This is a genomic window from Pseudomonas sp. UBA6323 (genome assembly GCF_002439135.1).
Lineage (GTDB): Bacteria > Pseudomonadota > Gammaproteobacteria > Pseudomonadales > Pseudomonadaceae > Aquipseudomonas.
In genome coordinates this window covers 52,791-67,118 of sequence record NZ_DJSX01000079.1, presented here as the reverse complement: position 1 = coordinate 67,118, position 14,328 = coordinate 52,791, and the positions used below count along the sequence as shown (strand labels likewise).

Below are 14,328 nucleotides of genomic sequence, written 5' to 3'. Positions count from 1 at the left end.
ACCCGCCCTACGTCTTGAACTCTAGAGTGCGCCGAGTCGCTGGCCCTGATAGCTGCCATCCTGCACGCGGCGACACCAGTCGAGATTGTCCAGGTACCACTGCACCGTCTTGCGCAGGCCGGTTTCGAAGGTTTCCTGCGGCACCCAACCCAGTTCGCGTTCGATCTTGCTGGCGTCGATGGCGTAGCGCAAGTCGTGACCCGGACGGTCCTGCACGTAGGTGATCAAGTCTTCATAGCGCGCGAGGCCGGCGGGTTTCTGCGGCGCCAGCTCTTCCAGCAGGGCACAGATGGCGCGTACCACGTCGAGGTTCTTCTGCTCGTTGTGTCCGCCGATGTTGTAGGTCTCGCCGACTTCGCCTTGGCTGACCACCTTGAGCAGCGCACGTGCGTGGTCTTCCACGTACAGCCAGTCGCGTACCTGCTGGCCGTTGCCATACACCGGCAGCGGCTTGCCGGCCAGGGCATTGAGGATCATCAGCGGGATCAGCTTCTCGGGGAAGTGATAGGGGCCGTAATTGTTCGAGCAATTGGTGATCAGCACCGGCAGGCCATAGGTGCGTTGCCAGGCGCGGACCAGATGGTCGGACGCGGCCTTGCTCGCCGAGTAGGGCGAACTGGGGGCGTAGGGGGTGGTTTCGGTGAACAGGTCGTCAACGCCGTGCAGGTCGCCGTAGACCTCGTCGGTAGAGATGTGGTGGAAGCGGAAGGCCGCCTTGCGCTCGGGGCTCAGGGTTAGCCAGTAGGCGCGCGTGTTCTCCAGCAGGCTATAGGTGCCGACGATATTGGTCTGGATGAAGGCCGCCGGGCCATCGATGGAGCGATCGACATGGGATTCGGCGGCCAGGTGCATGATGGCGTCTGGCTGGAATTCGCTCAGCGTCGCAGCGACTCGCCCGGCATCGGCAATATCGGCCTGAACGAAGCGGTACCGGGGGCTTGCGGCGATCTCCAGAAGGGATTCCAGATTGCCGGCATAGGTCAGCTTGTCGAGATTGAGCACTTCGTGCTCGGTGTCCTGAATCAGGTGGCGAATCAGCGCCGACCCGATGAAGCCGGCGCCGCCGGTAATAAGGATGCGCATTTACTGTGTCCTTGGCGATGAGTGACGGCAGACGAGGCCCTGGATCAATTGAAAGTCGCGGAAGCTGTGGCGCAGCAGGCCACGTAGAGGCTCAGTAGCCATACGCCTGCATGGTTGAAGGTGCATTTTGTACATCAAACCGCTTCGGTTACGCGAGTCGTTTTGGCGGTAGTACGAGCACATGGCGTTCTTCAACAAAGCTGCTTTTTTGCCGGCTTTCTGGCGCCAGAAATTAACTGTGCTATTCATTAGTGCGGATGTTGAAATGCCATCATAAAAGTGGTTAAGTCGCGCCATAAAACAATTTGACGATTTTCTGTCGAAAATTTGATTTTTTGCATTTTACTGCCTGCTTTTTGACGTCAGCCGATATTCATGAGCGAAAATAAGGCGGGAGTGATTTTTCATGCGTCTGCAATCAGCCGGTGGTTCCTTGCTGGCGCGTCCCGGGTTCATCGAATATTTTTTGGCGGCTATTCGCCTGGTTCATGGCTTTACCGCCATTTTACCAGGGTTTGCGCTTTTGGTATGGCTATCGGATGAGCCCATGCTGACGCAAAGCTACGCCACGGTACTGTTCTTCTTTGGCGTTCTTACGGTAATGATGTTTCAAGCCCTGGGCGTTTACTCCGAAGAGATATTCAGTAGCCTGTTGCGCTTTCGCATGATGTTCTTTGCCTGGTCTGCGGCGTTCTGTCTGTTGCTCTTTATGCATCAGGCGCTGGCAATGTTCAGTTTCATGGAGTGGCATTTCCTCAGTCTCTGGTTTCTGGCCAGCCTCTTCGCGTTCGGCGCCGAGCGTTTGGCGCTGCTCGCTCTCTATCGGTATTGGATGCGTGCCGGACAATTTCTGCAGAGCGCGGTCATCCTCGGGGCGACCGAGAATGGCCTGCGGCTATCGGAATTCATGCAGCGCCATAGCGACATTCGTTCTGGTTTGATCGGTTTTATAGATGACCGTATCGGTCGCTTGCCCGATACGTTGGGTGGTCTACCGTTATTGGGCGACAGCAATGCCCTGGAGCGCCTGGTGCGGGATGAGCGAGTAACGCAAGTGCTGGTCGCACTGCCTTGGTCGGCCGAGAATCGCATCGGCCAGATCGTGCGCGAATTGCGCAAACTTCCGGTAAACGTTCTGCTGGTGCCGGACATGCTGGCTTTTCGGCATGCGCGCAACCGCATCACCGAGGTGGCCGGGCTGCCGATGTTCAACGTCTCGGAAAGGCCGCTCGACGGTTGGTCGCCTTTGATCAAGCGCATTGAGGACCTGCTTCTGGCGCTGCTGGCTCTGGCTTTCGCTCTACCCCTGATGATCCTGGTCGCGCTGGCGATCAAGCTCGACTCCCCTGGGCCTGTGCTGTTTCGCCAGAAACGTTACGGCTACAACAACAAGCTGATTGAAGTGTTCAAGTTTCGTTCTATGTACTGTGACCGCGCCGACGCCAACGCAGAGCGGCAGACCACGCGCAATGACGACCGCATCACTCGAGTCGGACGCTTTATCCGCAAGACCAGCCTGGATGAGTTGCCGCAGCTGTTCAACGTATTGCTCGGCAGCATGTCCATGGTTGGCCCGCGCCCGCATGCCACGGCGACCAAGGCGGCTGGCATCCTTTTTGAGGATGCGGTGAAGGAATACACCGCCCGCCATCGGGTCAAGCCAGGCATTACCGGTTGGGCACAGGTCCATGGCTATCGCGGCGAGACCGACACGCTGGAAAAGATTGAGAAGCGTGTCGAGTTCGACCTGCAATACATCGAAAACTGGTCGGTGTGGTTCGACCTTTACATCCTCTTCCGCACCTTGCCGGCGGTCATCCTCACCCGCGAGGCCTACTGAATGAGCGTCCTGATCCCTTGTATCATTGCCGGTGGTGCCGGCACGCGCCTATGGCCGGTTTCCCGCGAGGCCATGCCCAAGCCGTTCATGCGCCTGGCCGATGGCCGCAGCCTGTTGCAGAAGACCTTCGAGCGTGTCGCCGGCCTGGATGACGTTGCCCGATTGCTGACGGTGATCAACCGTGATCTTTTGTTTCGCACGCTGGATGACTATCGCGTGCTGAATCGGGGACTTGTGGGGCTGGACTTTCTCCTCGAACCCACGGGGCGCAATACCGCGCCGGCGATTGCGGCTGCAGCGTTGCACGTCGCGCATCATTACGGCGAGGACGCCCAGTTACTGGTGTTGCCTGCCGATCATCTGATTCGCGATCAGGCTGCTTTCGTCGCCGCTATCGCACAGGCGCGAGCACTTGCCGAGGCCGGCTGGTTGGTGACTTTCGGTATTCAGCCGGATCATGCCGAGACCGGCTATGGCTATATCCAGCAAGGCGAGAGCCTGGAGGGCGGTTACCGCGTCGCCAGTTTCGTCGAGAAGCCCGATCTGGCGACGGCCGAGGCCTACCTGGCCGGTGGCCGGCATCTGTGGAACGCTGGCATGTTCTGTTTCCGCGTGGACGTACTGTTGCGCGAACTGCGCGAGCATGCGCCGCAGGTCGTCGAAGGCGTGGAGAAATGCCTGGCTCTGAGCGTGCCCACGGCAGGCAAGCAGGGCGTGCAGTGCGAGCTGGACGCGGCGAGCTTCGCTGAAGTGACCGACATTTCCATCGACTACGCCCTGATGGAGCGCTCGCCCAAGGTGGCCGTAGTGCCCTGTGACCTGGGTTGGAGCGACATCGGTTCGTGGCAGGCGCTGCGCGAACTCACCGCCGCCGATGCCAACGGCAACCAGATCAATGGCGAGGTGGTGCTGCACAACGTGCAGGGCTGCTATATCGACTCGCCCAAGCGCCTGATTGGCGCCGTGGGTGTGCGTGACCTGGTTGTGGTGGACACGCCCGATGCGCTGCTGATCGCCGATGCCAACAGCACGCAGGACGTCAAGTACGTTGCCCAGGAACTGAAGAAGCGAGGCCACGAAGCCTATCGCCTGCATCGCACCGTGACCCGTCCGTGGGGCACCTACACCGTGCTGGAAGAGGGCGCGCGCTTCAAGATCAAACGCATCATGGTGCGCCCTGGCGAGTCCCTGTCGCTGCAGATGCACCATCACCGCAGCGAACACTGGATCGTCGTCAGTGGCATGGCGCGGGTGGTCAATGGTGAGCGTGATTTCCTGCTCAATACCAACGAGTCGACCTTCATTCCCGCCGGCCACCGCCACCGCCTGGTCAACCCGGGGGTGATCGACCTGGTGATGATCGAGGTGCAGAGCGGTGAGTACCTCGGCGAAGATGACATCGTCCGTTTCAACGATATCTATGGTCGTGCGCCGGTGAGCGAGAAGACCAGCTGATGCGTGTGGCCCTGATCATCCCGACTCGCAACGCTGGCGCTCATCTTGATCGCCTGTTGCCGGCGCTCGCCATGCAGACGCTGCAGCCGGACGAGTTCCTGGTTGTCGACAGCGCCTCGCGTGACGATACGGTGGCGCGCTTTCGCGGCGCCGGGGCGCGTGTGGAAGTGATCGACCCATCGCAGTTCAACCACGGCGGCACCCGCCGCTGGGCGAGCGAGCAGGTCGATGCGGACGCGCTGATCTACCTGACCCAGGACGCGATCCCGGCCAATGCCGGTACCTTCGCCAACATCATTGCCGACCTGCACGGCAAGGCCGATATCGGGGTTGCCTATGGGCGACAACTGCCGCACCCGGATGCAGGCCTGCTGGGCGCGCAGTCGCGTCGTTTCAACTATCCGCCGCAGAGCCGCACCAAGCGCATGAGTGATGCACCTGAGTTGGGGATCAAAACCTGTTTCAGCTCCGATTCGTTTTCGGCCTACCGGCGTGATGCGCTGGTCGCCGTGGGTGGCTTTCCCGAGGACGTGATCGGCAGCGAAGACGCCTACGTCGCGGCCCGCATGCTGCTCGGCGGTTATGCCGTGCGTTATGCAGCGACCGCCGAGGTGTATCACTCGCACGATTACAGCGTGCTCGAGGAGTTTCGTCGTTACTTCGATATCGGTGTTTTTTACGGACGTGAGCGCTGGATCAGGCAGGCGTTCGGTTCGGCCGGTGGCGAAGGCATGCGTTATGTGAAGGCCGAGATGGCAGCGCTGCGCGCGGCCGGCTGCCTCTACCGTTTGCCCGAGGTCTTTTTGCGCAGTGCGATGAAGCTGGCTGGTTACCGTCTTGGTCAGAAGGAAATGTCTTTGCCATCAACCTTCAAGCGTCGCGTCAGTATGTTTTCCGGGTACTGGCGTTAGCCCCCACTTTGCTACAGGAAGTTCGATAAATGAAACATGTGATCTTGTTGTTATCCGTCGTGATGCTGGGGGCATGCACCACACCTGCGAGGGTTATGCTGCCTGATACGGACACCATCGAGGCCGGACAGCAGGCGCTCGATCAGCTTGCCCTGGTGCCGCCACCGCAAGAGCGTGTGCGGGTGGGCGATACGTTACGCATCGTCCGCGATGCCGGTGAGATGCCGACGTTATCTGCCTTCAACGTTAGTACCATCTACGAGCTGACGCTGTTCACCGTACTCAACGACGGTTCAATCTATTACCCGTTCATCGGCAACGTGCAGGCGGCGCGCCGCACGCCCGGCGAAATCGCCGAATCCCTCACCGAGCGGCTCAAGGAGGTCTACCGCCAGCCCAAGGTAACGGTGAACATCAACAACGCGCCGGGCAACACCGTTTTCGTCGGTGGTGCGGTGCGCAATCCCTCGGCCGTGCCGATTCCGGCGGCCAACAACATCCAGCAGGCCATTATCGGGGCCGGTGGCGTGCTTCCCACGGCGGACAGCCGCAAGGTCGCCTTGCTGCGAGAGGATTCCGAGGGGGCCTATCACGCCTATTTCCTCGACTACAGCCAACTGCTCGTCACCGGTGAGCACGGGCGTAAGACAGTCGGGCTGCAGCGCGGCGATATCGTCTTCGTGCCCAAGTCGGCGGTCGGCGAGCGAATCGAGGGCGTGGACGTCTATCTGAACCAGCTCATTCCTTTTACCAAGTCGATGGGAATCGGCGCCAGTTACACAATCAATCGCTGAGGAGCGACGCACTCATGATCGAAATTCGTTCCTTTCGCGACCTGCTGCGTCTGCTGTTTATATTCTTGCGAGAATTCAAGTGGGCGATGGGGATAACCCTGGTTGTGATCTTGCTGGGCGCATTCCTGCTGCCCGCCAAATACGAGTCCAATGCGCGATTGCTGGTGAAGCCGGGGCGTGATGCTGCCTTACCGCTGGAAATCAGCGATCGCCAGGCTATGGTGATGCCCATCAGCCAGCGTGATCCGATTGTCGACGAAGAGCGCATGCTCACCGGCCGGCCGATCGTCCGCGAGGTGGCTGAGCATTACCTGGAAGTGCTGGCCAACCAGCCGCCTCCGCCGTGGGTATGGAAGCGCATTAAATATGAAGTGAAGCGCGTTGTCGGTGCGGTTATCGATGGGGTGCGCACGGTCTTCGAAACCATCGGCGTGATCGAGGAACAGACCGACGTTGAGCGTCTGGCACGTGCCTTGGAGAAGAACTTCGAGGTCGACCATGCGCTGGGCTCGAGCGTTATGGAGATTCGCTTCACCTGGAACGAGCCGGATGTGGCGCAAGCCATTGTCGAGCACTGGATCGAAATCTATCAGCGCCAGCGTACCGATGCGCTTGGCCGAAAGAGCCTGTTCACGTTCTACGAAGCGCAGAGTGCGGCCAGTGCCCTGCAAATCAAGAGCTACAAGGAACAGTTGCTGCAGAAGATGACCGGGCTCGGCGCCGCCAGTATCACCGATCGTTTGGAGGACCTGTCGGAGCGTATCAACATCCTGCGTGGCGAACGCTTCAATACCCAGCGCCTGATCAGTTCTTCGGACAGCGTTCTGGAAAACACTCGCAATCAACTGAAGGGGCTGCCTCAGGAGGTCGTAACGGTTCGTCAGATCGCCCTGAACCCGGCCCAGCAGGACCTGCGTCGCCTGCTCAATCAGAAGCGTCTCGAGCGCGTCGATATGCTGCGCACCTATATGACCACCGCCGAGCCCGTGCGGGCGCTCGACGAGTCGATCGCCTCGCTGGAGAAGCAGGTGGCCGATGAGGGGGATACGGTGCAGAGCTCCGAGGACCGTGCCCCTAATACGCTGTCCATTCACCTGCAGCGTGTTCTGCTCGACGAAACCAGCAATAACAAGGCATTGCGCGCTCAGCTCGCGGCTCAGGAATCTCAACTGCATGAACTCGAGGCGCAGCGCAACGAGGCGATGCGCGAGGAGCCTGAAGTGGCTCGCCTGCAGCGTGAGCTGGATGCGGCAGAGAAGAACTATGTGCTCTATACCGACAGCCTGGAGAAGTCCCGGATTGATCGCGAACTGGACAACAGCCAGATCAGCAACATCGCAGTCATCGAGGCCGCGACGCTAAACCCGGCCCGGGTCTTCCCCAAGACGCTGGTGATGTTGCTGCTGGCTTTGCCATTCTCGGCGCTGGTGGGCTTGCTGGTGGTCTATGTGTGCTACCTGCTGGATCAGCGCATCCATGATGGCGGCCTAGTGGAGTCGCGCTTTGGCCTGCCCCTGTGGACGACGCTTCCCGAGCGGAACAATTCCAGTGCCCAGACTAGCAATGCCTTCGCTGCCAGTGTCTACCGGCTGTATGGTTTCATGCCGCTCAAGCGCATCGCCAGCGATGGTTTGATGCTTGGCCTGACCTCAGCACGTCATGGCGAAGGGGTCGGCTTCGTCATCGAGCAGATGCGTCAGTTGCTTGAAGAGAATGGCCTTAATGTACGCGTAGGCGGCGCAGAGCCGGCCCAACCCGGCGAGGTCGTGCTGCTCGATGCGTCTGCTCTGCTCGACAGCCGCGAGGCATTTGTCACGCTGCGCCGCGCGGACATGATCGCGCTGGTGGTAGAGGCACGACAAAGTTCCATTCCAGTGGTCCAGCACGTGCTGTCGATTCTCACCACCGCGTTCGGCAAGGTGGACGGCATCATCATCAACCGTCGCTGCTTCGAGGTGCCGGGCAAGGTTCTGAAAGTGATTGATCGTTTCCGAGGCGCGTTCTGATGCGCATTGCCCTGCTGGCGCCGTTGCCCCCCGAGAAGAACGGCATTGCCGATTACGCGGGGCATTTCAAGGCGGCGCTGGAAGCCGACGGGGTCGAAGTACTGACCCCGCTGGCCGGGTGTGGCGCAGAGCCGGGGGCCGTCAACGCCCGGGTGTCATCCTTCGACTGGAGCGGCGTCGATCTGGTTCATGGCGAGCTTGGCGGTGGGCGTCTGCGTGAGTTCCACGCGCTGGAGCTGCTGCGCATGCGCTATCCCGCGCTGCCGTTGACGGCGACCATCCACGATCCCGAGCGCCTGGTATGGCGTCAGGCGAAGTTGCCCCGCGTCCTGGCCTGGACGGAACGCTTTCCGGGCCTGCTGCAGCAGGCGGCGGTGGTGCTGAATGACCCGTTCACGTTGCGTCAGGAGCGCAAGCTGGCGCACGGCATGAATCGTCTGTTCACCCTGACCGGGCTCGGTGCATCCTGCCTGCGCCAGCGCATGGGGCTTGCCGACGGGCGGGTCGCCGTGGTCCCGCACGGCAATCTCGACATAGCGCCGGCTGCCCTGCCGGAGCTGGATGTGATGCGTCTGCTGTATTTCGGCTTCATCTACCGGGGCAAGGGCATCGAGGATCTTCTGCAGGCCCTGGCCAGGGTTCTGCAAGCCGACGAGTCGCTGCACGGACGCCTGCGCCTCACGCTCGCTGGTGGTACCGCAGCCGAGATGGCATTTGACGGGCGTAATGATTACCTCGACGAGCTTCGCGAGTTGATCGGTCGCCTTCAACTGCATGACAGCATTGATTGGCGCCTGGACCTGCCACGCGAGGAAATCGCCCAGGTCATTCAGCAGCACCATGTCATGGTTCTACCGTACCGGGAGTCGCAGAAGCTGCGCATCCTGGGTGAGCAACGTGGCACCAGTGGTGCACTTTCCTGGGCTGCGGCCTGCGGTCGTGGGGCGATTACCTCGGACGCCAGGGCATTTGCCGAAGAGGTCAGTAGCGGAAACGGCATGACCTATGCTCAGGGAAATGTCGAGGCGCTCGCGCAGGCGTTGCAGGGTATCGCTCGTCAGCCACAACTGGCTGCGGCCTGGGCGGACCGGGCAAGATCGATCGGGCGTGAGCGCCGGTGGAGCAGTGTTGGGCGGCGTTTTCACGAGCACTTCGACGAACTGTGCAGACAGGAGCCGATGCCATGAGAAAGATAGCCACCGCCTTGATGATCGTTCTGCTTGGAAGCCTGTTGTTGTGGGGGATGCGGGTGGACGCCCAGATGCACGCGCTCAAGGCGCCGCGTGAGGTCGTCTGGAAGGATTTCCTGGGCGTGAATGCACAGTTCCTGTGGTTCAGCCCGGAGCGGTACAACCAGCAGATGGAGCGTTTGAAGGCGCTTGGTCTGCAATGGGTGCGCCTTGATCTGCACTGGGACCAACTCGAACTGGCTGAGGACCAATATAATGTAGCGGCCTTGGATGTACTGGTGCGTGATCTGGAGCGCCAGCAGCTCAAGTCCGTTTTCTATCTGGTGGGCTCGGCCCGTTTCATCACTACGGCCCCGCCGGAGTCTCCGTACCAGGATCAGTATCCGCCGCGCGACCCGGAGGTTTTCGCCCAGCGCATGGCGCTGCTGGCCATGCGTTACCCCAGTGTCGACGCCTGGCAGGTCTGGAACGAACCGAATCTGATCGGTTTCTGGCGCCCCGAGGCAGATGCGGCCGGCTACGCCCGCCTGCTCGAAGCCAGTACCAGGGCTCTGCGCAGCGTCGCCCCCGACAAACCGGTGGTGGGCGCCGGGCTGGCATTCTTCAGCGATCTGCCCGGTGGCGCGAGCATGTTCGAGCAGCTCGGCCAACTGGGTGTGCAGCGGCTGAACACCATCGTTGCCTATCACCCCTACACCCAGCTGCCGGAAGGCAACATGCGTGGCAGCAACGATTTCGCCCTGCGCACACGCGAGCTCAACGATGTATTGCGCCGTTCCGGTGTACCCGCCATCTGGGCGACGGAGTGGGGCTGGTCCAGCTATTCGGGGCCCAAGGAGGCTCAGGACATCATCGGCCGAAACGGCCAGGCCGATTACGTTCTGCGGCGTCTGGCCTTGATGAGTACGCAGGATTTCGACCGGGTTTTTCTCTTCACCCTCAATGACCTCGACACCCGTGCAACCGTCAGAGACCGTGACTATGGGTTGCTTGATCTTGAAGGTAATCCCAAGCCTGTCTACCTGGCGCTGCAACGGTTCCTGAAAATCACCGGGCCGCGCCTGGTACCCGCCGAGCCCCCGCAGATCGCAAAGAAGATCGACGGGCTGTACAACATCGCCTGGAAGGACGAGAAGGGACGGAACCTGCTGATGTTCTGGGCGGAGAAGGGCGCTGAGCTTGAGCTTCCGGGAGTCACCCGCGCCGTTCTCCACGATCCGCTCACGGGGCGCGAAACGGCGCTCGGCAATGGCAGCTGGGTGAAGGTGAAGACCAAACCGTCGCTGCAGATACTGACCTGGGACTGAACCTAGATGCGTTTATTGTGGGTTCTCCCTTATTCGCCCTGGCCCACCACCAGCGGTGGCAAGACCCGCCAGTACAATCTGCTGCGCAGTCTGGCCGAACGTGGGCACCGCATCACGTTGCTGGTGCAGAGCAAGCAACCACTGAGCGCCGACGACCGGGCGATGCTCGAGCCTTTGCTCGAGCAACTGATCGTCGTGCCGCGCCGCCCGCTGCGCAGCTTCGCAAGTCTGTTCGTGGCGCTGTTCGCGCCAGCCCCTCTGCTGGCTGGTGTGAATGGTTATGCCCCACGCATGCAGGCCGCGTTCGTCGAGTTGCTGCAGCAGCGATGGGATGTCGTGCAGGTGGAGCACAGCTATACCATCGAGCCGTTGCGAAAGCCGCTCCGTGAACAGCGGCAGCCGTTCGTGCTGACCGAGCACAATGTCGAGTCATCGCTGGGGGCGGCCACCTATTCCCGCTTTCCGACCTGGGCGCGGCCGTTCGTCTGGTTCGACCAATGGCGTTACCGGCGCTGGGAGCGCCAGGTGCTCAGGCAGGCGGCACGTGTGGTCGCCGTGACCGAAGCGGATGCGGCCGTGATGCAGCGCCTGACTGGGCAACCGGTGGCCGTGGTGGTGAATGGCGTGGACTGTGCGCAGTTCGCTGGCGCAACGCCCGACAATGCTTGCCAGAGGATCCTGTTTCTCGGCAATTACGAGTACTCGCCAAACGTCGATGCCGTGCAGTGGGCGCTGGATGAGATCATGCCGCTGCTGTGGCAACGCAACCCGCGTGCGGTCATCAGCATCTGCGGGCATGCGCTGCCGGCCCAATGGCCTGAGCGCTGGTCTGACAAGCGAATCGAGTGGCAGGGGTTCGTCAGCGACCTCCCGGCGCTGCAGTCGCAGTCGTCGGTGTTTCTTGCCCCGTTGCGCCACGGCGGTGGCTCGAAGCTCAAAGTGCTGGAGGCCCTTGCCGCCGGTCTGCCGCTGGTAAGTACCGCGCAGGGGGTGTCCGGCCTGGCGCTGGAGCCGGGGCGCGACTATTTGGCTGGCGAGACGGCGCAGCAACTGGCCGTAGCGTTGTCCGAGGTGCTGGACCAGCCGGCGGATGCCGCGCGACTCGGCCAGGCCGGGCGCGAGTATGTCCGCGTCCATCACGACTGGGCGGTCGCTGCCAGTCAGGTGGAGGCCATCTACGAAGACCTGGCGCGCCAGCCGGTATCGGAGGCGTCATGCGCATAGGCCTCGACTATCGGATGGTGGCGTCTGCGCCGATGTCGGGTATCAGTCGTCAGGTGCTGGCGATGGAGCGCGTGCTGCGCGAACTTCCCGATGTAACCCTCACCCGCTATGCCGTCGCGCCGTCAGGAGCCGATCTGCGCCAGCAGGTCTGCTGTCCGCCCTGGGATTGCGCCTCGGCTTCGATGCACCAGCCCCACAACCGGCTGCGCTTCGAGGCCTGTTTTCTGCCAGGCGAACTGCGCAGGCAGGGTATCGATCTGTACATCGCGAACTTCAACATGGGTCTGCCCCTGCCTCCGCGTCCCAAGGGCACGCGTTACGCGCTGTTGCTGCACGATCTGTTTCAGATCACGCTCAAGAATTACCACGCCAATGCTTTCAAGGCTGCGGTCTACCGTGCCTGTGACCGCCTTTCGATCAGCTATGCGGTGCGGACGGCCGATCAGATCTGGACCCCTTCGCGCTTCACGGCCGACGAGGCGGTGCGGTTGTTTCCTGGCGTGGCCGACAAGGTTCGGGTACTGCCCAACCTGGTAGAAGGTTTCAGTGGGCAACCTGCGGCGCTTACCCGGCCATTGCCTTCACGTTACTGGCTGGTGGTGGGCACGCGGGAGTTGCGCAAGAACATCCCATGGTTCGTCGAAGCCTGGGCGCAGGCCAGGCGTGAGTCTGCTGAAATTCCTGATCTGGTGATGGTCGGCAGCCTGGACCACTTGCCTCAGGCGCAGCGTGACCTGCCAGGCCTGCATGCCTTGTCGGGACTCGATGATGCGCAGCTTCACGCCGTGTATGCGCGAGCGCAGCGGCTCTGGCAGCCCTCATACGCCGAAGGATTCGGTCTGCCGGTTGTCGAGGCCCTGAGCCTGGGTGTGCCGGTGGCCGTGGCTCGCGGCTCCTCCCTCGAAGAGGTGGCGCCTGCGATCAGCCCGCGTTTCTCGCCCAGTGATGGGCCGGCACTGGTACAGCTCATGCTGGGGCTGTCTGCGGAGCCGGCCGAGGACCCACAACTGTTGCGTCAGTGGGCTGAGCGATTCGGCCCGGCAACCTATCGTAATCGCCTGATCGAATTGATCGCGGAAGTGAGTTCGTAATGCCAGGAAAGCTAATTGCCATCGTCGTTGGCGTCGTATTTGGTGCGCTGCTGCTGTTTCTGTCCCCGGTCAAGGCCGTGGCGGCCGTCTTCGCGGTGGCGGTGGCCCTGAGCGTACTGCGCTTTCCGCTGTGGGGGCTGCTGCTGTTCGCGCTGCTTGCCACCTTCATGCCCTACGCGACGGTCAACCTGGGAATTCGTACCACGGTCAGCGAGGCGCTGCTGGCGCTGACCTGGGGTGCCTTGCTGTGGCAGGCGTTCATTTCCCCGGCCTCCCGGGTCGCGGTCACCGGCACCACCGAGCGCTGGCTCATGGTGCTGATGCTGTTCAGTATCCTGCCCTTCGTGGTGGGGCAGCTCACCACACAAGGCACCGCCAGCGGTCTGTCCAACTGGCTGCGCTGGTTGCTCAACCTTTCCGTCGTGTTCCTCGCTGCCAAGCTGCTGCAGGAGCGCAAAAACCGGGAGTTGCTGGTTGTCTGCCTGTTGCTCGGCACGTTGGCGATGCTGCTCCTGTCGATCGCGGTATTCCTGAGGACCCGCTCAGCTTCCGGCATGCTGCCGGTGCTGACGTTCTTCAGTTACGGCAACCTGGATATGCTCGGCTTCGCCCTGAATGCGCTTTCATCGCGCATGGGCTCGCCCTGGATGCACCCCAATGCCACGGGCGGCATCATGGCGCTGTTGTTGCCCCTGGCGCTGTGTTTTGGCCTTGCCAATGAAGGCTGGCGGCGCTGGCTGGGGCTGTGCGTCGCCTTGCTGGGGGCTGCGGCACTGCTGCTGTGCAGTTCGCGCGGGGCGATGCTGAGCCTGACCGTGGTACTGATCTGGATGGCGGGACGGCGAGTTCCCTATACCGGTCGCCTGTTGATGCTCGGTGCCGTGCTTGTCGTTGCGCTGGTGATGAGTTACCCGCCTCTGCAGGAACGCCTGGCGACGATCTTCTCCTCGGATAACGCCAGTACACAGGAGCGATTCGACGAATACCGGATGTTCCCCAGGGCGGTGCTTGCCTACCCGTTCGGTCTGGGCTTCAAGCTGGAGCCGCCTATCGAAGGCACTGACCTGATCGGCATCTCCAACCTGTGGCTCAACTTCATGTACAAGCTAGGGCTTGGCGGCATGCTGTTGTTCATCGCCGTCACCTGGCGCTGGTGGCGCGAGAGTCGGCCTGAGCAGGGGGCTATCGTGCTGACGCGGGACAATGCGATCTGGCTGGGTAGCCTGGGTGGTGTGCTGGCAGCGCTGATAAGCGGTCTGTTCGACCATTACTTCAGCTTCGCGGTGGTGATGATCGGCCTGTTCTGGTTGCTGGTGGGTATCAATCTGCTGGAGGCCAGGCGGCTGTTCCCTGCTCGCAAGCTCCATCGCGGATTGCAGCGCCAGCGCCTGGGTGTCGTGGTCAACGAGCGAGGCTGAGGGGCGACC

At 61.7% G+C, this 14,328-nt stretch carries 11 protein-coding genes; 10 read left to right on the top strand and 1 reads right to left on the bottom strand.

Translation table 11 applies throughout. The features are described from left to right. Window positions 1–21: 21 nt before the first annotated feature. A complete protein-coding gene (gene rfbB / locus B3P22_RS19560) occupies window positions 22–1,083 on the bottom strand; it encodes a dTDP-glucose 4,6-dehydratase (protein WP_296272223.1) in 1,062 nt (353 codons plus the stop codon). Between the two features lie 406 nt (window positions 1,084–1,489). Between rfbB and B3P22_RS19555 the strand changes: the two genes are divergently transcribed. Genes B3P22_RS19555 through B3P22_RS19510 form a run of 10 tightly spaced genes read left to right on the top strand, consistent with a single transcriptional unit; the run spans window position 1,490 to window position 14,319 of the window. Beyond that, complete coding sequence (locus tag B3P22_RS19555; protein WP_296272221.1) at window positions 1,490–2,923, top strand: undecaprenyl-phosphate glucose phosphotransferase; 1,434 nt, start codon at window positions 1,490–1,492, stop codon at window positions 2,921–2,923. Next, window positions 2,924–4,378, top strand: coding sequence for a mannose-1-phosphate guanylyltransferase/mannose-6-phosphate isomerase (locus B3P22_RS19550; protein ID WP_296272219.1), 1,455 nt, complete (start codon window positions 2,924–2,926; stop codon window positions 4,376–4,378). After that, window positions 4,378–5,289: a glycosyltransferase family 2 protein gene (locus tag B3P22_RS19545; RefSeq protein ID WP_296272218.1), complete on the top strand. Its 912-nt coding sequence runs from the start codon at window positions 4,378–4,380 to the stop codon at window positions 5,287–5,289. The genes B3P22_RS19550 and B3P22_RS19545 overlap by 1 nt, the downstream gene beginning before the upstream one ends. Before the next feature lie 29 nt (window positions 5,290–5,318). Beyond that, window positions 5,319–6,083 carry a polysaccharide biosynthesis/export family protein gene (locus tag B3P22_RS19540; protein WP_003464321.1) on the top strand — a complete coding sequence of 255 codons (765 nt, stop codon included), beginning with the start codon at window positions 5,319–5,321 and terminating at the stop codon, window positions 6,081–6,083. A 14-nt stretch (window positions 6,084–6,097) separates the two neighbouring features. After that, entirely contained in the window at window positions 6,098–8,089 is a 1,992-nt protein-coding gene (locus B3P22_RS19535) for a GumC family protein (RefSeq protein WP_279916892.1), read from the top strand. Next, a complete protein-coding gene (locus tag B3P22_RS19530) occupies window positions 8,089–9,276 on the top strand; it encodes a glycosyltransferase (RefSeq protein ID WP_296272212.1) in 1,188 nt (395 codons plus the stop codon). The genes B3P22_RS19535 and B3P22_RS19530 overlap by 1 nt, the downstream gene beginning before the upstream one ends. Next, window positions 9,273–10,586: a GH39 family glycosyl hydrolase gene (locus tag B3P22_RS19525; protein ID WP_279922640.1), complete on the top strand. Its 1,314-nt coding sequence runs from the start codon at window positions 9,273–9,275 to the stop codon at window positions 10,584–10,586. The genes B3P22_RS19530 and B3P22_RS19525 overlap by 4 nt, the downstream gene beginning before the upstream one ends. A 6-nt stretch (window positions 10,587–10,592) precedes the next feature. Beyond that, a complete protein-coding gene (locus B3P22_RS19520; RefSeq protein WP_296272211.1) occupies window positions 10,593–11,810 on the top strand; it encodes a glycosyltransferase family 4 protein in 1,218 nt (405 codons plus the stop codon). After that, window positions 11,801–12,901, top strand: coding sequence for a glycosyltransferase family 4 protein (locus B3P22_RS19515; RefSeq protein WP_275546795.1), 1,101 nt, complete (start codon window positions 11,801–11,803; stop codon window positions 12,899–12,901). The genes B3P22_RS19520 and B3P22_RS19515 overlap by 10 nt, the downstream gene beginning before the upstream one ends. Continuing rightward, window positions 12,901–14,319 (top strand): O-antigen ligase family protein, encoded by a 1,419-nt coding sequence (locus tag B3P22_RS19510; RefSeq protein ID WP_275546796.1) that lies wholly within the window; start codon window positions 12,901–12,903, stop codon window positions 14,317–14,319. The genes B3P22_RS19515 and B3P22_RS19510 overlap by 1 nt, the downstream gene beginning before the upstream one ends. Window positions 14,320–14,328: the final 9 nt, after the last annotated feature.

What these genes read in the sequence shown, in the direction of transcription:
- rfbB (WP_296272223.1), bottom strand. Translation starts at nt 1,083, where the DNA reads ATGCGCATCCTTATTACCGGCGGCGCCGGCTTCATCGGGTCGGCGCTG.
- B3P22_RS19555 (WP_296272221.1), top strand. Translation starts at nt 1,490, where the DNA reads ATGCGTCTGCAATCAGCCGGTGGTTCCTTGCTGGCGCGTCCCGGGTTC.
- B3P22_RS19550 (WP_296272219.1), top strand. Translation starts at nt 2,924, where the DNA reads ATGAGCGTCCTGATCCCTTGTATCATTGCCGGTGGTGCCGGCACGCGC.
- B3P22_RS19545 (WP_296272218.1), top strand. Translation starts at nt 4,378, where the DNA reads ATGCGTGTGGCCCTGATCATCCCGACTCGCAACGCTGGCGCTCATCTT.
- B3P22_RS19540 (WP_003464321.1), top strand. Translation starts at nt 5,319, where the DNA reads ATGAAACATGTGATCTTGTTGTTATCCGTCGTGATGCTGGGGGCATGC.
- B3P22_RS19535 (WP_279916892.1), top strand. Translation starts at nt 6,098, where the DNA reads ATGATCGAAATTCGTTCCTTTCGCGACCTGCTGCGTCTGCTGTTTATA.
- B3P22_RS19530 (WP_296272212.1), top strand. Translation starts at nt 8,089, where the DNA reads ATGCGCATTGCCCTGCTGGCGCCGTTGCCCCCCGAGAAGAACGGCATT.
- B3P22_RS19525 (WP_279922640.1), top strand. Translation starts at nt 9,273, where the DNA reads ATGAGAAAGATAGCCACCGCCTTGATGATCGTTCTGCTTGGAAGCCTG.
- B3P22_RS19520 (WP_296272211.1), top strand. Translation starts at nt 10,593, where the DNA reads ATGCGTTTATTGTGGGTTCTCCCTTATTCGCCCTGGCCCACCACCAGC.
- B3P22_RS19515 (WP_275546795.1), top strand. Translation starts at nt 11,801, where the DNA reads ATGCGCATAGGCCTCGACTATCGGATGGTGGCGTCTGCGCCGATGTCG.
- B3P22_RS19510 (WP_275546796.1), top strand. Translation starts at nt 12,901, where the DNA reads ATGCCAGGAAAGCTAATTGCCATCGTCGTTGGCGTCGTATTTGGTGCG.